The following is a 22417-nucleotide window of genomic DNA, read 5'->3' as shown; positions in this document are numbered from 1 at the left end:
GGCGGGGGCCGGGGATGGCACTTTGAGGGAGTGATCGGTCACGAATAATTTTCGTGTTCGCACTCTGTCGGTGCCCATGTCCGAGAGCCTGGAGTCTAGTGCCGCCCAATGAATTCTCCCCTTGTATTCGGACTCAGGCCCGAAATGCGGCGTGGCTTCATCATGGTCCAGGACGTGGTCATGGTCCTGGTCGCGGTGGCGCTCAGCCTCGTCCTTTCGCGGTCGAATCTCTCGTTCGAGGCGCTGTCCCTTCAGGGCCTTGTCACCTGGGTGAGCATCGTTCTCATCAGCCACCTGCTGTTCAGGTCCTGCGGCCTCTACACCACGGTGTGGCGCTTCGCCTCGACGCCTGACTTCTTCAACATCCTGAAGAGCTGCGCGATTCTGACGTGCGCGCTTTATGCCGTTTCGCTGGTGGTTCGTTTCTTCGAGCCCGTGGCGGGCCTCAATGAGCGCCAGTTCATCGTCTTCTTCCTGGTCTCCTTCACCATCATCTCGGCGCCCCGGCTGTTCTACCGCTTCCTGCGCGATGGCGCGAGCTGGGGGATCTTGAACCGCAAGACCGACAGGGAGCGGACCAAGCAGGCGTTGTTCGTCGGTCGGCTTGGGGAAGCCGACCTGATCATTCGCTTCACGCGCACGGCCGAGCCCGCCGACCATTCCATCGCCGGCATCATGGCGACCGAGCGTGACGCGCCCTTGGGCACGCGCATTCAAGGTGTGCCGGTGGTGGCGACTCGGCCGCGCCTCATCGAGGTCCTGGAGGATTACACGAGCGGCACCCAGAGCCTCGATCTGCTGATCTTCGGCAGCGGCGCCGAGCACGAGATCGAGGAGTATTCCGAGCTTGTTCGCGTCGCCCGGCACGGTGACATAGCGGTCGTCCAGTTCTCGGGGCTTTCGCAACTGGGCCAGGAAGGCAAGCTCGTTCTCGATGCCGTCGAGATGGAAACGATCCTGCGCCGTCCGACGGTGCCGTCCGATATCGAGCGCATCGGCGCTTTCGTCGGCGGCAAGCGCGTCCTGGTTACCGGAGGCGCCGGCTCCATCGGCCGCACGCTGGTCAAACGATCGCTGGAACTGGGGGCCGAGGCAGTTCTGGTCGCCGACAATTCCGAGTTTGGCATCTTCCAGTTGAGCCAGTACGTCAACGAGAAGGACCATGACCGTCTCAAGGTCCGCATCGTCGACGTCGCGGACCGGCGCCAGATGACGCGCGTCGTCACCGAATTCAAGCCGGACATCATCTTCCACGCCGCGGCGTTGAAGCACGTCCCGCTGCTCGAGGAAAACTGGGAATCGGCCATCCAGACCAACGTTTTCGGCACGCTTGTCTGTGCCGAGGTCGCCGCCAAATGCGGTGTGGCGCAATTTGTCCTAGTGTCGAGCGACAAGGCAGTCGATCCGACATCCGTGCTTGGCATGACGAAGCGGGCCGCCGAACAGATCGTCAGCGGCTTGCATGGAATGCCGGCCGGCGAAGCGGGCGGGCGCCGCGCCGCCACCAAATTCATAGCCGTCCGGTTCGGCAACGTCTTTGGCAGCAATGGTTCGGTGGCGACCATATTCCAGGCCCAGATCGAGGCCGGCGGGCCGGTCACCATAACGGACCGGCGCATGACGCGCTATTTCATGACTGTCGCCGAAGCCGTCGATCTCGTCATCATGTCGGGGGCCGATGCCGCGGCGCGGCCGGCCGGCCAGGACTACGCCGTCTACATGCTCGACATGGGCAAACCCGTGCCCATCCTCGAAGTTGCCGAAACGATGATCCGCATGTCCGGAAAGAGCCCCTACACCGACATTCCAATCCGCTTCACCGGCATCCGGCCGGGGGAAAAGCTCCACGAAACGCTGCACGGTGAAGACGAGGAATTGGTCGAACTCAGCATTTCGAAGATTTTTGGCCTCAGCACCGACGTCGTGCAATGGTCGGATGTCCACGCCGCGCTTGCCGCCCTGCAGCAATCGATGAAGAGCCAGGACAAGGCAGCCTCGCTCGCCGTGCTTGCGGATCTCGACCGTGCGACGAAGGCAAGGACGAACGTATCCCAGGACGTGATCCCGAAGGCGGCCGGGCAGGCGAGCTAGGCCGGATCCGCTTCCGGCAGCGATCATGATTCGTCGCCGTGAAAATCTCGGACAGATGCAAGGTGTTTGACATCAGTGAGTAAAGCAGATCTGCGCATCGCGGTCCTGATGGGCACGAAGGATGGCGCCGCCTTCATCGATGAGCAATTGCAGTCCTTGCTTGTGCAGTCGCACCCTCTCATCGATCTTTGGGTATCCGATGACGGCTCGGTCGATGGCACGATCGCCATCATCGAGGCCTGGAAACCCCGCTGGGCCAAGGGGCGAGTGACATTGCTGGATGGGCCGCGGCAAGGCTTCGCCGCCAATTTCCGATCGATGATTCGCGACCGGCGCATCGACGCGGATTGCTATGCCTTCAGCGACCAGGACGATATCTGGGAACCGGACAGGCTGGAAAGCGCCGTCCGCTGGATGCAGGGGTTCGACGCGGGAAGCCCGCTGATGTTCTGTTCGCGAACCGCGACCATGACCGAAACGGGAAGCCTGGTCGGCCGTTCGCCGCTGTTCAGCCGGCCGCCGTCCTTCCGCAACGCACTCGTCCAGAGCATCGCTGGCGGCAACACCATCCTGCTCAATCGCGCGGCGCGCGATCTGCTGGCAAGGGCTTGCGCGCGGACCGGCTTCGTCAGCCACGACTGGTGGGCCTATCTGATTGTCACCGGCGCCGGCGGTGTCGTCCACTATGATCCGCGGCCCCTGGTGCGCTACCGGCAGCATGCGGCAAACCTGGTTGGCGCCAATGTGTCGTGGCAGGCACGGGTCTCGCGGCTTGGCCGCCTGTTCAAGGGCGAGTTTGCCGGCTGGACCGATCTCAATCTTGCCGGCCTCGCCGTCAACCGCGACCTCCTGACCCCCGATGCGGCGACGTGCCTCGACCTGTTCGCAAGCGCTCGCCGAGGCAACCTTTTCCAGCGCCTGCGCGCTCTGCGCAAAAGCGGCGTCTATCGACAGACTTTCGCCGGGACACTCGGGCTCTACCTCGCATTCGTCCTGGGTCGCATCTGAACATCGAATGGCTGCGTGGTACGCTTGGTCGAGAGGCGACCTCATGCTACGTCGGCCGGATGACGGGCTGCGCTTGGGCACGCCCAGGATAGCTTTGGCAGAGAGTATGATCGGCCGTTCATGAAGGCAGCCAAGAAAATCCTCGATCTCGCCGGTGCGGCTTTGCTGTCGATTGTCACCCTTCCTGTGCTGTTGCTCGCTGTCCTTGCCGTCCGGCTATCGTCGCCCGGCCCGGCGATTTTCTCGCAGACGCGCGTCGGTCGCGGCGGCGTCCCGTTCCGCTGCCACAAATTGAGGACGATGTACCAGGGAACGCCGTCCTTGCCCTCGCACGAGGCGCCCGCGGGCGCCGTGACATCGGTCGGCAGGGTCCTGCGGAAATTCAAGCTCGATGAGCTGCCGCAGTTCTGGAACGTTCTGCAGGGCGAGATGAGCCTGGTCGGGCCGCGTCCCTGTCTGCCGACCCAGACCGAACTGATCGAGTGCCGCAGACGGCTGGGCGTTTTGGAGGCGCTTCCAGGCATAACCGGCCTTGCCCAAATCCGGGGCATCGACATGTCCAACCCGCACCTCCTGGCCGAAACCGACGCTGCCTATCTCAGGACCGCGTCGCTCTGGCTCGACCTTCGGATCCTGTTTGGAACACTCTATCGCAACGCAGGCGATTGAGCGTTTCCAAGCCGCGCTATCGCGGCCAACTGCTCCAGCGTGCCGGTTTCCGGCAGCCAGCCTTCGGATGCGAGCAACGAAGGATCGCATATCTGCGTCGCGGTCATGCTGTCCCAAAACACGCGCTTGCCAAGCATGACCGCGGCCGCCCGCATCGGTCCGGCCGGCACGGCCATCAGGCGCGCCGGTCTTCCGAACCCCCTGCGAAAGGCGCCGACGATGGCCGCCACCGAAACCGGCGCCATATCGCTCGCACCATAGATCGGGCGAAGCGGTTGCGAATGGCTCAGCAGATGCCAAACCGCTCCCGCCGCCGATGGCAATGACAGCAGCGAGCGGTTTCCCCTCAGGGCGCCTGTCGGCAGCGGCAGGGCGGTATCCGCCAGCCGCATCAGCGTCGCCAGGTTTCCCTTCATGCCTGGGCCGTAGACCGGAGGCAGCCGCAACGCGGCGGCGTCGGAACGGCCGTGCGACACATAGGCGTCGCGCACCCTGATCTCGGCTTCGCGCTTCGAACGCCCATAGGCGCATTGCGGGTCGGGGATGGTGTCCTCGTCGATCGTTGCGCTGACACGGGCGCCGATCACGGCCCGGATCGAGGATAGGTGGATGAAGCGTCCGCTTGCCTGTTCGGCGCAGGCTTGCGCCAGCCGTGCGCTCAATTCCGCATTGGCCGCCAGGAAATCGGCCTCGCTGGCGTTGCCCTGATCGTTGTTCAGGCCCGCGCAATGGACGACGTCCGTAACATGCCTGGTCAGCGCCCGAAAAGCCGCGGCCGGCGCATCGAAACTGGGCATCGGCACGGCTTCGGACCCTGGATCAAGGCTCTCCGGGTGGCGGGAGGCGAGGCGAAGCTCGACGCCGGCCTCGCGAAGCCGATGGACCACCTGACGGCCGATGAAGCCTGTCGCGCCTGTGACCAGGACTTTCATTGCCTTTGCCCGGAACGATTAATGATTGGCGGATGGAAGCGCCGGATCTCCCATCCCTGGCGAAAGCACTTCTTTCGCCACTGGCTGAAGGGTTTTTCCCGGCGCGGGTGGAAGCCCTTGGTTCTCCACCATGGGCTCAAATGCCTGGTCTTGCGGCAATGGCGCCTGGCTGCCTGAGGCGAGATATGTTCCCGACACCAGGAAGACCATCAGCACCGAATCCAGAATATCATGGCCGATCAGGATGCCGGTCATTCCGGCGCAGAGATAGGTGATCACCGCGATGACAATCATGGTGGCGCCGAACCGCTCGATCGGATCGCTGCTGTTCCGCAGCACCAGGGCGGCATTCCTGGCGGCAACCACAAAGATCGCCGCCAGCGCCACGGCGCCTAGGATGCCTGCCTGCACCAGGGCGGTCAGGAAGCCGTTGTGGAAATGATTGAAGCCCAGCGGCAACGCGAACTGGTTCTGGAAGCCCTGGCTTATCAAGAGCTGCGTCGCACCGACCCCATGCCCGAACAAGGGCATCTCGCGGAATGCGTTCAGGCCGATCTGCCAAAGGGCGACACGTATTCCCACCGAAGTGTTGTAGTCGCCGTGGCTGCCAAGCGCGCTCAAGTCGGAGCGGAGGAAGTCGAGGCGCCCGGATATTGTCTGGAAGCCGAAAGCGGCGATGACGATGCCGACCGCCACCACCAGCAGCAGCAGGCGAACGACATTGCGCCCTCTCACCCTATGCTGGTTGATCAGCAGAACGGCGATGCCGGCGATCAGCAGCGCCAGCCAGATGATGCGGGTGCCGGAGTAGACGATGGCGATCGTTCCGCCAAGCGCCGCGCATATGAGGGCGATCCTGTGCCTCTCGGCCCCCGACAGGGCGCCGGCCACACAGACCATAACCGCAAGGCACAGGACCTCTGCAAACACGATTGCATTTCCGGCCCCGCCCTCGGCACGCATGCCAAACCAATATTGCTGGAAGATCGCCAGCAGCAGCGCGGCAAAGCAGGCCGCCATGCTGCAGAGCACGATGACGCGGACGAGCGTTGTTTTCTGCGTGATGCTCCAGGTCGAATAGGAAATGGGGAAAAACAGGAAGGTGATGAGCGGGATCAGATGCGATGCATCCCGGACGATCGCGTTGTTGACGATGGAAGCCGCGAGATTGGCCGCGCAATAGGCATAGAACGCAGCCGTTAGCGCCATCATCGCCGGGTCGACATTGAAGCGTCTTTTCTTCAGGGCGATCAACAGGACGGACGACAGGCCGCCACCATTGAACACGAAGCTGACCACCGATCCCAGAACGGGTGGAAAAAAGAAACAAAGAATGGAGAAGTAGATATTGATCTGCGAAGGCGTGAATTGCCTTTTTATGGACGAAAGCGCGTTCAATTTTGGGCTCGCTGTTTTCGAGAAGCTTTATGCGGCACATCTTGTCTGGTGGAACCGAATGTGCGCGCCTCGAAATTGCCCATGCTTCAAGACGCATCTTGCCGCTTCCGGTGGTGGTATAGCGGCTGGGCGCCTTTTTCGATAGTATGCCTGGTCGATTGCCACTGAAAATCGGCAACCGCCGGGATCGATGGGAGGGGTCCGGAGCGTCGACCCGCCAGCTTTCTCCAGGCAATATTTTTCCTGCGTTTCCTCAGCCGGGGAGATGGCAAGCAGAAATTTCCGAATTCTGGCGGAACCATGGAAAATTCATTCTCGAACCGACAGCTGCCCGGCTCGTCTTGCATTGTTCTGGGCCGCGCCGATCTGCTAGAACGCCCGCACGAAACACTTTGTCCAGAAGCGAAGCTTGAACCGGGCGCAAAAACCCGATGATTTGACGCAAGATCTTCTGTCGGAAGCACGAGAGAACGCTCACAGTCCATGACAATAGCGCTTACGCATCTGCAGCGGCTTGAAGCCGAGTCCATTCACATATTCCGCGAGGTTGCGGCCGTCTTCACCAAGCCGGTCATGCTCTATTCGGTCGGCAAGGATTCATCCGTGCTGATGCACCTGGCGATGAAGGCGTTTTATCCGGCCAAGCCGCCATTCCCGTTTCTCCATGTCGACACCACCTGGAAGTTCCGCGAGATGATCGCCTTTCGCGATCAGATGGCGCAGAAGCTCGGCTTCGATCTCCTGGTCCATGTCAACGAAGATGGCGTGCGCGACAACATCAATCCGTTCGATCATGGGTCCAACACCCATACCCATGTGATGAAGACCGTGGCGCTGCGCCAGGCACTCGACAAATACGGCTTCGATGCCGCTTTCGGCGGCGCCCGTCGCGACGAGGAGAAGTCACGCGCCAAGGAGCGCATTTTCTCCTTCCGCAACGCCCAGCATGTGTGGGATCCGAAGAACCAGCGGCCCGAAATGTGGAAGATATTCAACACCCGCATCGCTTCGGGGGAATCGATCCGCGTCTTTCCGTTGTCGAACTGGACCGAGCTCGACATCTGGCAGTACATCCTGCAGGAGAATATCCCCATCGTGCCGCTCTATTTCGCCAAGCAGCGGCCGGTCGTGGAACGCGACGGTATGCTGATCCTCAAAGACGACGAGCGCATGAAACTGCGCCCCGGCGAGGTCGTGGAGGACCGGCTGGTGCGTTTCCGCACGCTGGGCTGCTATCCGCTGACCGGCGCCATCGAGTCTGATGCCGACACGCTCGAGGCCATCGTCGGCGAGATGCTGACGGCACGTACCTCCGAACGGCAAGGTCGCCTGATCGACCGTGATGAAGCCGGGTCGATGGAAAAGAAGAAGCGCGAGGGGTATTTCTGACCATGCGCCACATCATGGCAAAGAGCCTCGCCCCGACCGACGGCGTCCGCGACTATCTGGCCGCGCAGGAGAAGAAGTCGCTGCTGCGCTTCCTGACCTGCGGTTCGGTCGATGACGGCAAGTCGACGCTGATCGGCCGCCTGCTGTCCGACACCAAGCAGATCTTCGAGGACCAGCTCGCCGCGCTGGAACGCGATTCGCGCAAGCATGGCACGACCGGTGACGACATCGATTTCGCCCTGCTGGTCGACGGCCTCGAGGCCGAGCGCGAGCAAGGCATCACCATCGACGTCGCCTACCGCTTCTTTGCCACGCCGAAGCGCAAATTCATCGTCGCCGACACGCCCGGCCACGAACAATATACCCGCAACATGGCGACCGGCGCCTCGACCGCCGACCTGGCGATCGTGCTGATCGATGCCCGGCAGGGTGTGCTGCGCCAGACCAGGCGCCATTCGATCATCGCCTCGCTGCTCGGCATCCGCCACATCGTGCTGGCGGTCAACAAGATCGATCTTGTCGATTTCGACCACGCGGTCTTCGACCGGACCGTCGAAGACTACCGGCAATTTTCGCGCGATCTCGGCTTTCAGACCATCGAGCCGATCCCGATGTCGGCTCGCTATGGCGACAACGTCAGCCGCCGCTCCGAGAACATGCAATGGTATTCCGGCCCGACGCTGATCGAGCATCTTGAGACCGTCTCGGTCGAAGAGGCGGCCGTCGAATTGCCGTTCCGTTTTCCTGTGCAGTATGTCAATCGCCCCAATCTCGACTTTCGCGGCTTTGCCGGCACGATCGCGTCCGGCGCCATTGCGCAGGGCGACGAAGTCGTCGTCGCCAAATCCGGCAAGTCGTCGCATGTCAAACGCATCGTCGCTTACGGCGGGGATCTCCAACAGGCGGTGGCCGGCCAGGCCGTCACGCTCGTCCTCGACGACGAGGTCGAGGTCTCCAGAGGCAATATGCTGGTTTCACCGGCCACCCGGCCGCAGGTCGCCGATCAGTTCGCCGCCAACATCGTCTGGTTCGACGAGCATGCCCTGCTGCCGGGCCGCTCCTATATCCTGCGCACCGAAACCGACCAGACCAGCGCCACCGTTACCGATCTCAAATACCGCATCAACGTCAACGACTTCGCCCATGAGGCTGCCAAGTCGCTTGAAATGAACGAAGTCGGTATCTGCAACATCTCGACGCGGGCGCCGATCGCCTTCGACCCTTTTGCCGAGAACCGCACTACCGGCGCCTTCATCCTGATCGACCGGATCAGCAATGCGACGGTTGGCGCCGGCATGATCGTGCACTCGCTGCGCCGGGCCGAAAATATCCATTGGCAGTCGCTCGATGTCGGCAAGCGCGTGCGCGCCGACATGAAGAACCAGCGGCCGGCTGTGTTCTGGTTCACCGGGCTTTCGGGTTCCGGCAAGTCGACCATCGCCAACCTGTTCGAGAAGAAGTTGTTCGCCACCGGCCGCCACACCTATATCCTGGACGGCGACAATGTCCGTCACGGTCTCAACCGCGATCTCGGTTTTACCGACGCCGACCGCGTCGAGAACATCCGGCGCGTCGCCGAGGTGGCCAAGCTCATGGCTGACGCCGGTTTGATCGTCATCGTGTCCTTCATTTCGCCGTTCAGCGCCGAGCGGCGCATGGCGAGGGAGCTGATGGCCGACGGTGAGTTCATCGAGGTATTTGTCGACACACCTTTCGAGGAATGCGCCCGGCGTGATCCGAAGGGCCTCTATGCTCGCGCGCTGAATGGCGAGATCAAGAACTTCACCGGTGTCGATTCGCCTTATGAAGCGCCGGAGAAACCGGAAATCCATCTGAAGACGCTCGGCAAATCGGCTGAAGCGATGGTAGATACACTGGAACACTGGCTGAACGAGCGTGACATTGCCGAAGACCAATATGACAGCGGCGGCGGCATCTGACGACAGGCTGATGCTCGAGACCTTCGAACGGCTGGCCCTGGCGGCCGGGCGCGAGGTTATGCGCGTGTTCCACGCCGGCTGTGCGGTCGACCAGAAATCCGACGCCTCGCCGGTAACCGAGGCGGACCGCGAGAGCGAGAAGATCATTCTCGCCGGCCTGCGCAGCGCATTTCCCGACATTCCCTGTGTGGCCGAGGAGGAAGCAGCGGCTGGCGTCATGCCGGCCGAACTTGGCGATGCCTTCTTCCTCATCGATCCGCTCGACGGCACCAAGGAATTCGTCAACCGCCGCACCGATTTCACCGTCAACATCGCGCTTGTGCGCCATGGCGTGCCGGAAGTCGGCGTCGTCTTCGCGCCTTGCTCCGCCCGCTTCTTTTCCGGCTTGCCGGGCAGGGCGGAAGCTCTCGAAGTCGACGGCGATTACCAGATCGTCGCGCGCCGGCCGATCTCGGTGAGGACGGCGGCGGTACCGCTGGCCGTGGTTGCCAGCCGCTCCCACAACACGCCGGAAACCGAGGCCTATATTCGCGACCTCGGGGCCGCCGAGATCGTCTCGGTCGGATCGTCCCTGAAATTCTGCCTTCTCGCCAGCGCCGAGGCGGATGTCTATCCGCGTTTCGGCCGCACCATGGAATGGGACACCGCGGCCGGCGATGCGGTGCTGCGGGCTGCCGGCGGCACGACGCGCACGCTGGACGGAAAGCCTTTGGCCTATGGCAAGCGCAATCAAGCCGATGACGCGGATTTCGCCAATCCGCATTTCATCGCCAGCGGCAGGGCAGGGGCGAGCCCCGCCTGAGAACTGCCGATTAGCCGAGACTTGCAGCTTACTCGGCTGCGGCCTGCGCCGAGTTGGAGCCGATATAGTTGCGGATCGTCTCGATGATCCGGTCCTGGTCGGCTTCGCTGAGATAGGGGTGCATCGGCAGGCACAGGATTCGCTTTGGCAGGTCCTCCGAGACGGCAAGACCGGTTGGCGTGCGCGGGTAGTGGCGATAGGCGACCTGGTCGTGCAGCGGCTTGACGTAGTAGATGACCGACGGAATGCCCTTTTCACTCAGATGCGCCCTCAGGCCGTCGCGCTTGGGCGTCTCGATCGCGTATTGCGCCCAGGCCGAACGGCTGCCGTCCAGGTTGCGGGCGGCCGTGACGATATCGCCAAGCCCTTCGGCGTAGCGCTTTGCCACCGCCTGGCGGGCAACCATCTCGTCTTCCAGGATGGCGAGCTTTTCGATCAGGATCGCCGCCTGCAGCGTGTCGAGCCGCGAATTGATGCCGACGCGGATGTTGTCATATTGCGTCTCGCCCTTGCCGTGGAAGGCGAAGGAACGCAGCTTGTCGGCCAACGCATCGTCGTTGGTGAACATGGCGCCGCCGTCACCGTAGCAGCCAAGCGGCTTGGCCGGATAGAAGCTGGTCGAGCCGACATGGCCGAAGGCACCGCACATCTTGTCGCCAAGCGATCCGCCCATCGACTGGGCGGCGTCCTCGATCACCAACAGCCCTTCGCGGTTGGCGATCGCCATGATGGCATCGTAATCGGCGGCAAGGCCGAACAGGTCGACAGGGATGATCGCCTTCGGCTTCAGCCGATCTTCCTTCTTGATCATGGCGATGGCCGCCTCGAGGCTGGCGATATCGATATTGTAGGTTGCCGGATCGACATCGACGAAGACGGGCTCCGCCTTGGCCAGCGCCACCACTTCGGCGGTGGCGGCGAAAGTGAAGCTCGGCACGAACACCGCGTCACCCGGGCCGATGCCGGCGGCAAACAGCGGCAGCAGCAGCGCGTCGGTGCCGTTAGCGCAGGCCACGACATGCTTGGTGCCGACGTAGGCGGCAAGCTTGTTTTCGAATTCGGTGACCTGCGGCCCCAGTATATAGCGGCCCTCGTCGACGACACGGTCGATGGCGACCCTCAGCCGGTCGCGGATTCGTTCGCGCTGCGCGCCAAGATCGATGAACTGCATGTCGGCCTCAAAAACGGTTTAGCCAGGCGATTTAGCCAGATAACGGGCCGCTGGTACCAGAGTTGCGCCTGTCGAGAAAGCCGGGCAGGCGGAGCCGTAAATTTCGGAGTTGTCGCAGTCCGTTACCTGTATTCCCGGCCTATGTCAGCCAGATGCCGGGAATCCGGGCTTTGTCGGGCGCTATTGCGCCTTTATAGCCCCATGGTTCGATCCTGCGAAACATAAAGTGATCGACCGGTTCAATCTGAGCGGTGCTCAGGCGATCTCATGCCGCCAGGGCGGGTTGGCGCCAGCGCGCGACACGGTCACCGCCGCCGCCTTGGCGCCGAGCGCCAGCGCCTTACGGATGGCGTCCTGCGACAGTCCGGCGATTGCCGCCTTCGTCAGCAGGCCTTGTTCGTGCAGGGAGGCGAGGATGCCGGCGTTGAACGTGTCGCCCGCACCGACCGTGTCGACCACCTCGACCTTCTCCGGCATCACGGTGACGGCGTGGTCCTTGGTGTAGCCGACGGCGCCTTCGCTGCCATGGGTGACGACGATCAGCTTCGGGCCGCGGTCGAGCCAGTTGCGCACGACATCCTCGTGCGAACCCGCTTCGCCAAACCAGTTCAGGTCCTCGTCCGAGAGTTTCACGATGTCGGCCATCGCCATCATGGCGCGGATGCGCCGGAGATGCTTTGCCTTGTCCGGAATGAAGTTCGGCCGGATGTTGGGATCGAGCATCATGACGCGGCTCTCATGCTCGCGCTTCATGAACGCCTCATAGGCGCTGCCGGCGGGCTCCGAAATCAGGCTGATGGCGCCGAACAGCATGGCCTCGATCTCGCTGCCCAGCGTCGGCAGGTCGTCGATGGTCAGCATGCGCCCAGCGGTGTTCTCGTCGTAGAATGTGTAGGTCGCCTGGCCATTGTCCAGCCGCACGAAGGCAAGCGTGGTCGGGCGAGGGGAGGTGTGCGCATAGGTGGAACTAACCTTGCTCGCCCCCAGCGCGTCGCGGAACTGGCCGCCGAAAAGATCCGACGACAGGCCCGAAAAGAAGCCTGCCGGCGCGCCGAGGCGGCCAAGCGCGATCGCCGAATTGAACACGGCGCCGCCGACATAGGGCGCAAAGGCCGGCTCACCCTGCGTAGTGGTGCGCGGCAGCATGTCGATCAGGGCTTCGCCGCAGCAGAGGATCATGGCTTCCTGGTCTCCGGCGGATAGATCACGCCCTTGCGGATGATGATGTTGGCGTAAAGCCGCGGCTCGCTTGTAGCGACGATGGCATGCGCCGATTTGACCCGTGCATAGAAGTCGGCGCCGGCCAGCGCAACCACCTTGCGGCCCGGCGCGCGCCTGGCACAGATCGCCTCGATCTCGTGATGGACGGGGTCGGCAAGCGACGGATCGCCCTTCACGGAGGCGCGAAACAGCGCCTCAGCTACTGCGTCGTCGACCGGAAGGATACTGAGGATGGCATCGAGCACCGGGATGAGCGGATGGCCATCGGCCCGGATGAGGCGTCTTGCGTGCTCTTCGGCCGGATAATTTCCGTCGACAAGGGCGATCTCGTCGCCGTGGCCCATGGCGCGCAATGTCGACAAAAGGTCTGGACCGAGCAGCGCCGGGATCCCGATCAGCATTCAGGCGCTCCTGGAAATCGTCGTCGAGCCGATCAGGAAACGTTCGGAAAGCGGCAGGCTGGCGCCGCCGAGCGCGCGGGCATGGATGCCGACGGTTCCTTCGCGAACGGCGGGAAGTTTCAGGCCTTCGCCATCGATTGCCGCAACGGCGTCGACGACGGCATCGACCAGCCGGCGGCGCACCGCCTTCGGCATCCAGCCGTCGATCACCGCCGCCTCGAAATCGATGACAGAGGATGCAGCCACGATAGCATAGGCAAGCGCCCGCGCGGCGCTGGCGATCCAGTCGTCGAGCTCGCCGCCGATCTCGCCCCAGTCCTCGGGCGAGGTCCACAGATGCGAGGCCTCGACGCCACGATCATTGAGCGCCTTTTCCAGCATGGCGATCGAAGCCACGTCGATCAACTGGGTCGGCATTCCGTCCGGGCCCGGCACAGGCATGGAGCCGAGCGCGCCGGCGTTGCCGGTCGGGCCGCCGAACAGCCGGCCGTTGAGGACGATGCCGCCGCCGGCGAAGGCGCCGATGTAGAAATAGACGAAATCACGCGCTCCGCCCGCCTGGCCGAAAACGAGTTCGGCGCCGCAGGCCGAGGTGGCGTCGTTCTGCAGATAGACCGGAAAATCGCACTGCGCCTGGATGTCGGCCTTGATGTCGCGGTGGCGCCATTCGTCCATGACGTCGCGCGGCGCGCCGGCGGTGTCGGCCCAGTTCCAGAGTTCGAACGGCATGGCGATGCCGAGCCCGGCAATGCGCTTGTCCTGCTCGGGTTTCAATTCGCCGCGCATCTTCTTCATGCCTGATGTGACGAACTCGACCGTCTCGCGCGGCGCGGGATAGCGATAGGAGTGCTGTAGCATCGAGCGCACATGCCCAAGAAAATCGATCAGCACGAGTTCGGCGCTGCGGCGGCCGATCTTGAGGCCGATGAAGAAGGCACCTTCGGGATTGAGCGCCATGGGGATGGAGGGCTGGCCGATCTTGCCGCGCAACGGCGCCTGGCGGACGAGCAGGCCTTCTTCCTCGAGTTCGCGCATGATGACCGAAACCGTCTGCGCCGAAAGTCCGGTCATGCGGGCGATGTCGGACTTCGCCAGGCTGCCATGCTGCCGCACCAGCGAGAGCACCAGCCGCTCGTTGTGGTCGCGCATGCCGCTCTGGTTGGTGCCGCGGTGAATAAGGCTGTCATTCGCATCGGGCGAACCATGCCTCGCAGTGGCGGTCTCCACCCTGTTCCTCCCGTCGTTTCCCCGCGATGCTTTTGGGCTAGAATGAGCGAGCGGCGCAACCCTGTCAATAATAAATAAGAGTGATTTAATTATTGACAGGGGCCTCGGTCTGGTGTCTGTTTGAGACAGCGTCCACGCTGGGAGAAATTCGTTGGATGCGCTGTTGGTGCCGGTTGGCCGGCACCCGGATGGTTCCACTGGGAGGAAGATCGTGAACAATACAAAACTGTTGAAATCGACCGTGTTTGCCGCCGCGGCTCTTGGTCTGATGGCATTTGCGCCGGCTGCGTCGGCCGCTGGCGTCAGCGCCTGCCTGATCACCAAGACCGACACCAACCCCTTCTTCGTCAAGATGAAGGAAGGCGCCAGCGCGAAGGCCAAGGAAATCGGCGTTGATCTCAAGTCCTATGCCGGCAAGGCGGAGGGCGACAATGAAGGCCAGGTTGCGGCGATCGAATCCTGTATCGCCGACGGCGCCAAGGGCATTCTGATCACCGCCACCGACACAGCCGCAATCGTGCCGGCGGTGAAAAAGGCGCGTGATGCCGGGGTGCTGGTAATCGCGCTGGATACCCAGCTCGAGCCGGCCGACGCAGCCGACGCGACATTCGCAACCGACAATTTCAAGGCCGGCGAGCTTATCGGCTCCTGGGCAAAGGCCACTTTGGGCGACAAGGCGAAGGACGCCCATATCGCCTATATGGATCTGATCGCCAGCCAGCCATCGGTCGACGTGCAGCGCGACCAGGGTTTCATGAAGGGCTTCGGCATCGATCTCGGTGACCCCAAGAAAATTGGTGACGAGACCGATGCACGCAATGTCTGCCATGATCTGTCGAGCGGCAACGAGGATGGCGGTCACACCGCCATGGAGAACTGCCTGCAGAAGGATCCGGACATCAACGTCGTCTATACCATCAACGAACCGGCCGCGGCCGGCGCCTATCAGGCTTTGAAAGCGGTCGGCAAGGAGAAGGACGTGTTGATCGTTTCCGTCGATGGCGGCTGCCCCGGCGTCAAGAACGTTGCCGAGGGTGTGATCGGAGCCACCTCCCAGCAATATCCGCTGCTGATGGCTTCGCTCGGCATCGAGGCGATCAAGGCCTTCGCCGACAGCGGCAAGAAGCCCGAGCCGTCGCCCGGCCTGAATTTCTACAACACCGGCGTGACGCTGATCACCGACAAGCCTGCGGCCGGCATCGACTCCATTGATACCAAGGCAGGCCTCGCCAAGTGTTGGGGTTGATTTGACCTTCCGATCGGCTCAATCTTGAGACAACGATAAGAAGAATTGCGCGGGGCGGCCACGGCCGCCTCGCGCAAAAGGAGGGGAGGCCGTTTTGAGCGTTGAAACCACCAAGGCCAGCGGACCACAGGAGTTCGAGAAGACTTTGGCCGCGAGCGACACCAGCGTCGCTTCCTTCGATACCCATTCGCGCACGCCGCTGGAGAGCATCCAGCACCGGCTGCACAAAAGCCCGGCCATGGTGCCGCTGATCATCCTGCTCCTGTCGGTGATCCTGTTCGCCATCGTCGTCGGCGGGCGGTTCTTTTCGCCGTTCACGCTGACGCTCATCCTCCAGCAGGTGGCGATCACCGGCATGGTTGGCATTGCCCAGACTCTCGTCGTGCTGACCGCCGGCATCGACCTGTCCGTGGGCGCCATCATGGTGCTGAGTTCGGTCGTCATGGGTCAGTTCGCCATGCATTACGGCGTCCCAGCCCCGGTCGCGGTCGCCGTCGGGCTTCTTGTCGGAGCGGTGTGCGGCTTCATCAATGGCATCCTCATCGCCAGGGTGAAATTGCCGCCCTTCATTGTCACACTCGGCACCTGGTCGATCTATGCGGCCATCAACTTCATCTATTCGGGCAACGAGACCATCCGCAGCCAGGATCTCGAAACAAACGCACCGCTGCTGCAGTTCTTCGGCAATTCGTTCAAGATCGGCGGCGCCGTGTTTACCTATGGCGTGCTCTTGATGCTGATCATGGCGGCGATCGCCTGGTACGTGCTCAATCACACCGCCTGGGGACGGCATGTCTATGCGGTTGGTGACGACCCGGAAGCGGCCGAATTGTCGGGCGTTCGTGTCGACCGGATGTTGCTCGCTGTCTATACGCTGACGGGCATCATCTGCGCCATTGCCGGCTGGGCCCTGATTGGCCGTATCGGATCGGTTTCGCCGCAAGCAGGCCAGTTCGAGAACATCAACTCGATCACCGCCGTGGTGATCGGCGGCACATCTCTGTTCGGTGGACGCGGTTCCATTCTCGGGACCATTTTCGGCGCGCTCATCGTCGGTGTGTTTGCACTCGGTCTGAGGCTCTGGGGCACGGACCCGCAATGGACACAGTTGTCCGTCGGCGCCCTTATCATCGTGGCGGTTGGCATCGACCAGTGGATCAGGAAGATCTCGGCATGACCCAGGCTCAGGAACCCATTCTCACCGCGCGCGGGCTCGTCAAACGCTACGGCCGCGTCACCGCCTTGGACAATGCCGACTTCGACCTCTATCCGGGCGAAATTCTTGCGGTCATCGGCGACAACGGCGCCGGAAAATCGTCGCTGATCAAGGCGATTTCCGGCGCGGTCACGCCCGATGAAGGCGAAATCCGCCTCGATGGCAAACCTATTGCCTTCAAGTCGCCGATGGAGGCTCGCGAAGCAGGCATCGAAACCGTCTACCAGAATCTGGCGCTGTCGCCGGCACTGTCCATCGCAGACAACATGTTCCTCGGCCGTGAGATCCGCAAACCCGGCTTCCTGGGAGAATGGCTGCGCATGCTGGACCGTCCGGCGATGGAAAAGCGTGCCCGCGACAAGCTCACCGAGCTGGGTCTGATGACCATCCAGAACATCAGCCAGGCGGTGGAAACGCTGTCGGGCGGCCAGCGCCAGGGCGTGGCGGTGGCGCGCGCCGCCGCCTTCGGCTCGAAGATGGTGATCATGGACGAACCGACGGCAGCCCTTGGCGTCAAGGAAAGCCGCCGCGTGCTCGAACTGATCCTCGACGTCAAGAAGCGCGGCCTGCCGATCGTGCTGATCTCCCACAACATGCCGCATGTCTTCGAGGTGGCGGACCGCATCCACATCCATCGCCTCGGCCGTCGCCTCGCCGTCATCGATCCCAAGCAATACACGATGTCGGATGCCGTCGCTTTCATGACCGGCGCGAAGGCACCTCCAGAGGCCGCGCTGGCGGCCTGACTGTCAAATTGCCGCAGGGTAAGCCGGCGGCGGCGCATCTAAATCGATTGAATGTATGTTGCAATGCGGTAACATGGGCTGGGATGAATGGTGAAAGCCGGTATGATCGTGGCAACCGCACGAGAGGCAGCATGACGCGCGCGATGACATCCGAACCCCTTCCGCCACTGCTCGAAAATCCTGATCCGAAGACGCTCGCAAGGGAAGTCTTGATGGCCCTCAAATACAGGGTCGGCAAGGACACCACCGTCGCGACGCAATATGATTGGCTCACCGCCTCGATAAAGGTCGTGCGCGACCGCATCGTCGATCACTGGATGCAGGCCACCAAAGAGGCCTACGACCAGCAGGAAAAGCGTGTCTATTACCTGTCGCTGGAGTTCCTCATCGGCCGCCTGATGCGCGACGCCTTTTCCAATCTCGGCCTGATGGACAATATGCGCGAAGCGCTGTCGTCGCTCGGCGTCGACCTCGATCTCATCGCGGCGCTCGAACCCGATGCCGCGCTCGGCAATGGCGGCCTTGGCCGGCTCGCCGCCTGCTTCATGGAAAGCATGGCGACCGTCGACATTCCGGCGCACGGCTACGGCATCCGCTATGCCAATGGCATGTTCCGCCAGGAGATCCACGACGGCTGGCAGGTCGAACTGCCCGAGACCTGGCTCGATCACGGCAACCCCTGGGAATTCGAGCGCCGCGAACGCGCCTTCGAGGTCGGCTTCGGCGGCTCGGTGGAATCGATCACCTCGAAGGACGGACGGCTGGAGCGCCATGTCTGGAAGCCGACCGAACATGTCCTGGCGGTCGCCTACGACACGCCGGTCGTCGGCTGGCGGGCAAACCGTGTCAACACGCTGCGGCTCTGGTCGGGCATGCCGATCGACCCGATCCTGCTCAACAAGTTCAATGCCGGCGATCACATCGGCGCGCTGGCCGAAAGCAACAAGGCGGACGCGCTGTCGCGCGTGCTCTATCCGGCCGATTCCCACATGGCCGGGCAGGAGCTCAGGCTGCGCCAGGAATATTTCTTCTCCACCGCCTCGCTGCAGGACATCGTCCAGCGCCATCTCAGCCAGTATGGCGACCTGAAGTCGCTGCCCGACAAGGCGGCGATCCACTTGAACGACACCCATCCGGCAATCGCCGTTCCCGAGCTGATGCGGCTGTTGATGGACGTCCACGGCATGGACTTCGACCTTGCCTGGGACATCACCAAGCGCACCTTCGGCTACACCAACCACACGCTTCTTCCCGAGGCGCTGGAAAGCTGGTCGGTGCCGCTGTTCGAGCGGCTGTTGCCGCGCCACATGCAGATCGTCTACGCTATCAACGCGCAGGTTCTGCTCGAAGCCCGCGCGACCGACCAGTTCTCGGACGAGCAGATCAGCCGTATCTCGCTGATCCAGGAAAATGGCGACCGCCGCGTGCGTATGGGCAATCTTGCCTTTGTCGGCTCGCACTCGATCAACGGCGTCTCGGCGCTGCATACCGAGCTGATGAAGGAAACGGTGTTCGCCGATCTGCACAGGCTCTATCCCGATCGCATCAACAACAAGACCAACGGCATCACGCCGCGGCGCTGGCTGATCCAGTGCAATCCCGGGCTGACGTCGCTCGCCCGCGAGGCGATCGGCGACCGTTTTCTCGATGACATCGACGCCATCAAGGGGCTCGATGCCTTCGCCGACGATGCCGCCTTTCGTGACAAGTTCGCCGCCGTCAAGCGACAGAACAAGGCGCGGCTGGCCAATCTCGTCGCCGATCGGCTCGGCATCAAGGTCGACCCGTCGGCGCTGTTCGACATCCAGATCAAGCGCATCCACGAATACAAGCGCCAGCTCCTGAACATCCTCGAGGCGGTGGCGCTTTACGACCAGATCCGCTCGCATCCGGAGCGGGACTGGATGCCGCGCGTGAAATTCTTCGGCGGCAAGGCGGCGCCCAGCTATCACAACGCCAAGCTAATCATCAAACTCGCCAACGACGTCGCCAGGGTCATCAACCGCGATCCGGCCGTTCGCGGCCTGCTGAAAGTGGTGTTCGTGCCGAACTACAATGTCAGCCTGGCCGAAATCATGATGCCCGCCGCCGACCTGTCCGAGCAGATCTCGACCGCCGGCATGGAAGCGTCCGGTACCGGCAACATGAAGTTCGCGCTGAACGGCGCATTGACCATCGGCACGCTCGATGGTGCCAATGTCGAGATCAAGGAGTGCGTCGGCGACGACAACATCTTCATCTTCGGGCTCACCACCGCCGAAGTCGCCGAGCGGCGCAACAATGGCTACAATCCACGCGGCGTCATCGAAGCATCGCCGGAACTGGCGCAGGCCGTGGCCGCTGTCTCGTCGGGCGTCTTCTCGCCCGATGATCCCGACCGCTACCGCGACCTCATCAACGGCCTCTATGACAGCGACTGGTTCATGGTCGCCGCCGATTTCGACGCCTACGCCGCCACCCAGCGTGAGGTCGACGCCGTCTGGCGCAACAGCCCGGATTGGTATGCCAAGGCGATCCGCAACGTCGCGCGCGTCGGCTGGTTCTCGTCCGATCGCACGATCCGTCAATACGCGAAAGAAATCTGGAACGTGCCTGCCTGATGTGATTGCATGAGGCCACGAGCAATGTGGTCCCGGTGATGCGGGTTGAAAGTCGGTTCGCATCACCAGAAACAAAACACCTGGTGCCCTGGGAGGGACACTGCCTGATGAGGAAGCCGCGCGCGACCGCTGCGACAAGCGGGCCGGACGGACTGGCGCCAGCCAGCGATGTTGCGGCGATTGTTGCCGGCACGCACGGAGATCCGTTCGCTGTCCTCGGTGTCCATGAGGTCGGCAAAGGCCTGTTTGCCCGTTGCTTCGTTCCGAATGCTGAATTCGTCACCGCCTACACGCTGACCGGCATCGAGGCCGGCGAGCTGACCAGGCGGGACGATGCCGGTTTCTTCGAAGGCAAGCTGTCGATCAAGAAGCGCCAGCCGCTGCGCTACCGCGCGCGCAATGCCGGCGGCGACTGGTGGCTGACCGACCCCTATTCGTTCGGACCGGTGCTCGGCCCGATGGATGATTACTATATCGCTGAGGGTTCGCATCTCCGGCTGTTCGACAAGCTCGGCGCCCATGTCATCGAGCATGAGGGCGCCACCGGCGTGCATTTCGCCGTCTGGGCTCCAAATGCTCGGCGCGTCTCGGTGGTCGGCGATTTCAACGATTGGGACGGCCGCCGCCACTCGATGCGCGATCGCCGCGATACCGGGATATGGGAGGTGTTCATTCCCGATATCGGCGCTGGCCGGCCCTACAAATACGAGATCATCGGCCCCGACGGCGTCAGGCTGCCGCTGAAGGCCGATCCTTTCGCCTTCAAGTCCGAACTGCGTCCGGCCACCGCTTCGGTCGTCGCCGTGCCGCCCGCCCATCATTGGGGCGACGAGGCGCATCGCACGTTCTGGCGCAACGCCGATCCCCGGCGCGAGGCCATCTCCATCTACGAGGTCCACGCCGGCTCCTGGCAGCTTCGCGACGACGGCACGTTCCTGTCATGGGACGAACTGGCCGATCGGCTGATCCCCTATGCCGTCGAGACCGGCTTCACCCACATCGAGTTCCTGCCGATCTCCGAACATCCCTATGATCCGTCCTGGGGTTACCAGACGACAGGCCTCTACGCGCCATCGGCCCGCTTTGGCGACCCGGACGGCTTTGCCCGCTTTGTCGACGGCGCCCACCGTGCCGGCATCGGCGTCATCCTCGACTGGGTGCCGGCGCATTTCCCGGTCGACGAGCACGGTCTGGTCCATTTCGACGGCACCGCACTCTATGAGCATGCCGATCCGCGCAAGGGGTTTCACCCCGACTGGAACACCGCGATCTACAATTTCGGCCGCCGCGAGGTGGTGTCGTTCCTGGTCAACAACGCGCTGTTCTGGGCCGAAAAATACCATGTCGACGGGCTGCGCGTCGATGCGGTCGCCTCGATGCTCTACCTCGACTATTCACGCAAGCAGGGTGAGTGGATCCCCAACGAGAAGGGCGGCCGCGAGAACCTGGAAGCGGTCTCCTTCCTGCAGAAAATGAACAAGGAGGTCTACGGCCACCATCCAGGCGTCATGACCATCGCCGAGGAATCGACCTCATGGCCGAAGGTCTCGGCGCCCGTGCATGAAGGCGGGCTTGGCTTCGGCTTCAAGTGGAACATGGGCTTCATGCATGACACGCTGGAGTATTTCGCCAAGGAGCCGATCTTCCGCAAGCATCATCACAACGACCTGACCTTCGGCTTGACCTATGCCTTCTCGGAGAATTTCGTGCTGCCGCTCTCGCATGACGAGGTTGTGCACGGCAAAGGCACGCTGCTCGGCAAGATGGCCGGCGACGACTGGCAGAAATTCGCGACATTGCGTGCCTATTACGGCTTCATGTGGGGTTATCCCGGCAAGAAGCTGTTGTTCATGGGACAGGAATTCGCGCAGCGCCGCGAATGGAGCGAGGCGCGCGCTCTGGATTGGAACCTGCTCGATTTCCGGCCGCATCGCGGCGTCTGGCAAACGGTGCGCGATCTCAACTATCTCTACCGTTCGCGCCCGGCACTGCACGGCCGTGACTGCGAGCCGGAAGGCTTCTCCTGGCTGATCGTCGATGACAGCCAGAATTCGGTTTTTGCCTGGGTACGCAACGCGCCGGGCGGCAGCCCGGTGGCCGTCATCTCCAATTTCACGCCGGTGCCGCGCGACAATTATCGCGTGCCGTTGCCGAAGGCCGGCAAGTGGCGCGAGATCATCAACACCGACGCGTCCGAATATGGCGGCTCCGGCATGGGCAATGGCGGCCTGGTCGAGGCAAGGGCGGAGGGCCAAAGCATCTCGGCAACGATGCTCTTGCCGCCGCTGTCGACGATCATGCTTGAACTCGTAGTCGACTGAGCCCGTCAAGACTGGCAACAGGGCGAGACTGAGTAACTT

17 protein-coding genes are annotated in these 22417 nt (G+C 62.7%); 11 read left to right on the top strand and 6 right to left on the bottom strand.

Annotated elements, in window-relative coordinates; translation table 11 throughout:
- Positions 1-144: 144 nt before the first annotated feature.
- From LB568_RS02890 to LB568_RS02880, 3 genes are all read left to right on the top strand, one after another.
- Positions 145-2091 carry a UDP-N-acetylglucosamine 4,6-dehydratase gene (locus tag LB568_RS02890; protein ID WP_224728995.1) on the top strand — a complete coding sequence of 649 codons (1947 nt, stop codon included), beginning with the start codon at positions 145-147 and terminating at the stop codon, positions 2089-2091.
- A gap of 75 nt (positions 2092-2166) precedes the next feature.
- Complete coding sequence (locus LB568_RS02885) at positions 2167-3099, top strand: glycosyltransferase family 2 protein (protein ID WP_224728994.1); 933 nt, start codon at positions 2167-2169, stop codon at positions 3097-3099.
- A gap of 120 nt (positions 3100-3219) precedes the next feature.
- Entirely contained in the window at positions 3220-3768 is a 549-nt protein-coding gene (locus LB568_RS02880) for a sugar transferase (protein ID WP_224728993.1), read from the top strand.
- On the opposite strand, the gene LB568_RS02875 is transcribed toward LB568_RS02880, so the two are convergent.
- Together LB568_RS02875 and LB568_RS02870 are read right to left on the bottom strand one after the other, a co-directional pair.
- Positions 3747-4700 (bottom strand): NAD-dependent epimerase/dehydratase family protein, encoded by a 954-nt coding sequence (locus LB568_RS02875; RefSeq protein WP_224728992.1) that lies wholly within the window; start codon positions 4698-4700, stop codon positions 3747-3749. The two genes, LB568_RS02880 and LB568_RS02875, sit on opposite strands and share 22 nt — an antisense overlap.
- Positions 4701-4718: 18 nt before the next feature.
- A complete protein-coding gene (locus LB568_RS02870; RefSeq protein ID WP_224728991.1) occupies positions 4719-5999 on the bottom strand; it encodes an O-antigen ligase family protein in 1281 nt (426 codons plus the stop codon).
- Between the two features lie 582 nt (positions 6000-6581).
- Here LB568_RS02870 and cysD point away from each other — a divergent pair.
- Genes cysD through cysQ form a run of 3 tightly spaced genes read left to right on the top strand, consistent with a single transcriptional unit; the run spans position 6582 to position 10229 of the window.
- A complete protein-coding gene (cysD, locus tag LB568_RS02865) occupies positions 6582-7487 on the top strand; it encodes a sulfate adenylyltransferase subunit CysD (protein ID WP_224728990.1) in 906 nt (301 codons plus the stop codon).
- A gap of 2 nt (positions 7488-7489) precedes the next feature.
- A complete protein-coding gene (gene cysN, locus LB568_RS02860; protein WP_224728989.1) occupies positions 7490-9427 on the top strand; it encodes a sulfate adenylyltransferase subunit CysN in 1938 nt (645 codons plus the stop codon).
- A 10-nt stretch (positions 9428-9437) separates the two neighbouring features.
- On the top strand, positions 9438-10229 hold the full coding sequence (cysQ, locus tag LB568_RS02855) for a 3'(2'),5'-bisphosphate nucleotidase CysQ (protein ID WP_224729487.1): 792 nt from the start codon (positions 9438-9440) through the stop codon (positions 10227-10229).
- Positions 10230-10257: 28 nt separating this feature from the next.
- Here the strand turns inward: cysQ and LB568_RS02850 are convergent, their stop codons facing one another.
- The 4 genes from LB568_RS02850 to LB568_RS02835 form a co-directional block, all read right to left on the bottom strand.
- A complete protein-coding gene (locus tag LB568_RS02850) occupies positions 10258-11400 on the bottom strand; it encodes a DegT/DnrJ/EryC1/StrS family aminotransferase (protein WP_224728988.1) in 1143 nt (380 codons plus the stop codon).
- Positions 11401-11655: 255 nt separating this feature from the next.
- A complete protein-coding gene (locus tag LB568_RS02845) occupies positions 11656-12579 on the bottom strand; it encodes a carbohydrate kinase family protein (RefSeq protein ID WP_224728987.1) in 924 nt (307 codons plus the stop codon).
- Positions 12576-13022 carry an RbsD/FucU family protein gene (locus LB568_RS02840; protein ID WP_023777260.1) on the bottom strand — a complete coding sequence of 149 codons (447 nt, stop codon included), beginning with the start codon at positions 13020-13022 and terminating at the stop codon, positions 12576-12578. The genes LB568_RS02845 and LB568_RS02840 overlap by 4 nt, the downstream gene beginning before the upstream one ends.
- Entirely contained in the window at positions 13023-14249 is a 1227-nt protein-coding gene (locus LB568_RS02835; protein ID WP_013896511.1) for an ROK family transcriptional regulator, read from the bottom strand.
- Between the two features lie 268 nt (positions 14250-14517).
- Here LB568_RS02835 and LB568_RS02830 point away from each other — a divergent pair, with 268 nt between their 5' ends.
- From LB568_RS02830 to glgB, 5 genes are all read left to right on the top strand, one after another.
- Positions 14518-15495: a sugar ABC transporter substrate-binding protein gene (locus LB568_RS02830; RefSeq protein ID WP_224729486.1), complete on the top strand. Its 978-nt coding sequence runs from the start codon at positions 14518-14520 to the stop codon at positions 15493-15495.
- Positions 15496-15589: 94 nt separating this feature from the next.
- Positions 15590-16672, top strand: coding sequence for an ABC transporter permease (locus tag LB568_RS02825; RefSeq protein WP_224728986.1), 1083 nt, complete (start codon positions 15590-15592; stop codon positions 16670-16672).
- Positions 16669-17457, top strand: coding sequence for an ATP-binding cassette domain-containing protein (locus tag LB568_RS02820; RefSeq protein WP_224728985.1), 789 nt, complete (start codon positions 16669-16671; stop codon positions 17455-17457). Before LB568_RS02825 ends, LB568_RS02820 begins: the two co-directional genes overlap by 4 nt.
- A gap of 131 nt (positions 17458-17588) precedes the next feature.
- Positions 17589-20057, top strand: coding sequence for a glycogen/starch/alpha-glucan phosphorylase (locus LB568_RS02815; RefSeq protein ID WP_013896507.1), 2469 nt, complete (start codon positions 17589-17591; stop codon positions 20055-20057).
- Positions 20058-20164: 107 nt separating this feature from the next.
- A complete protein-coding gene (glgB, locus tag LB568_RS02810; RefSeq protein ID WP_224728984.1) occupies positions 20165-22378 on the top strand; it encodes a 1,4-alpha-glucan branching protein GlgB in 2214 nt (737 codons plus the stop codon).
- The last annotated feature ends 39 nt before the right edge of the window (positions 22379-22417 follow it).

It is taken from the genome of Mesorhizobium sp. B263B2A, assembly GCF_020165775.1.
Taxonomy (GTDB): Bacteria; Pseudomonadota; Alphaproteobacteria; order Rhizobiales; family Rhizobiaceae; genus Mesorhizobium; species Mesorhizobium opportunistum.
This window is presented reverse-complemented; position numbering and strand designations above follow the sequence as displayed.

Coding starts and splice junctions, on each gene's coding strand:
- LB568_RS02840 (WP_023777260.1), bottom strand. CDS start 13,022: ATGCTGATCGGGATCCCGGCGCTGCTCGGTCCAGACCTTTTGTCGACA.
- LB568_RS02820 (WP_224728985.1), top strand. CDS start 16,669: ATGACCCAGGCTCAGGAACCCATTCTCACCGCGCGCGGGCTCGTCAAA.
- LB568_RS02890 (WP_224728995.1), top strand. CDS start 145: ATGCGGCGTGGCTTCATCATGGTCCAGGACGTGGTCATGGTCCTGGTC.
- LB568_RS02880 (WP_224728993.1), top strand. CDS start 3,220: ATGAAGGCAGCCAAGAAAATCCTCGATCTCGCCGGTGCGGCTTTGCTG.
- cysD (WP_224728990.1), top strand. CDS start 6,582: ATGACAATAGCGCTTACGCATCTGCAGCGGCTTGAAGCCGAGTCCATT.
- glgB (WP_224728984.1), top strand. CDS start 20,165: ATGAGGAAGCCGCGCGCGACCGCTGCGACAAGCGGGCCGGACGGACTG.
- LB568_RS02875 (WP_224728992.1), bottom strand. CDS start 4,700: ATGAAAGTCCTGGTCACAGGCGCGACAGGCTTCATCGGCCGTCAGGTG.
- LB568_RS02815 (WP_013896507.1), top strand. CDS start 17,589: ATGACGCGCGCGATGACATCCGAACCCCTTCCGCCACTGCTCGAAAAT.
- LB568_RS02830 (WP_224729486.1), top strand. CDS start 14,518: ATGGCATTTGCGCCGGCTGCGTCGGCCGCTGGCGTCAGCGCCTGCCTG.
- cysQ (WP_224729487.1), top strand. CDS start 9,438: ATGCTCGAGACCTTCGAACGGCTGGCCCTGGCGGCCGGGCGCGAGGTT.
- cysN (WP_224728989.1), top strand. CDS start 7,490: ATGCGCCACATCATGGCAAAGAGCCTCGCCCCGACCGACGGCGTCCGC.
- LB568_RS02850 (WP_224728988.1), bottom strand. CDS start 11,400: ATGCAGTTCATCGATCTTGGCGCGCAGCGCGAACGAATCCGCGACCGG.
- LB568_RS02845 (WP_224728987.1), bottom strand. CDS start 12,579: ATGATCCTCTGCTGCGGCGAAGCCCTGATCGACATGCTGCCGCGCACC.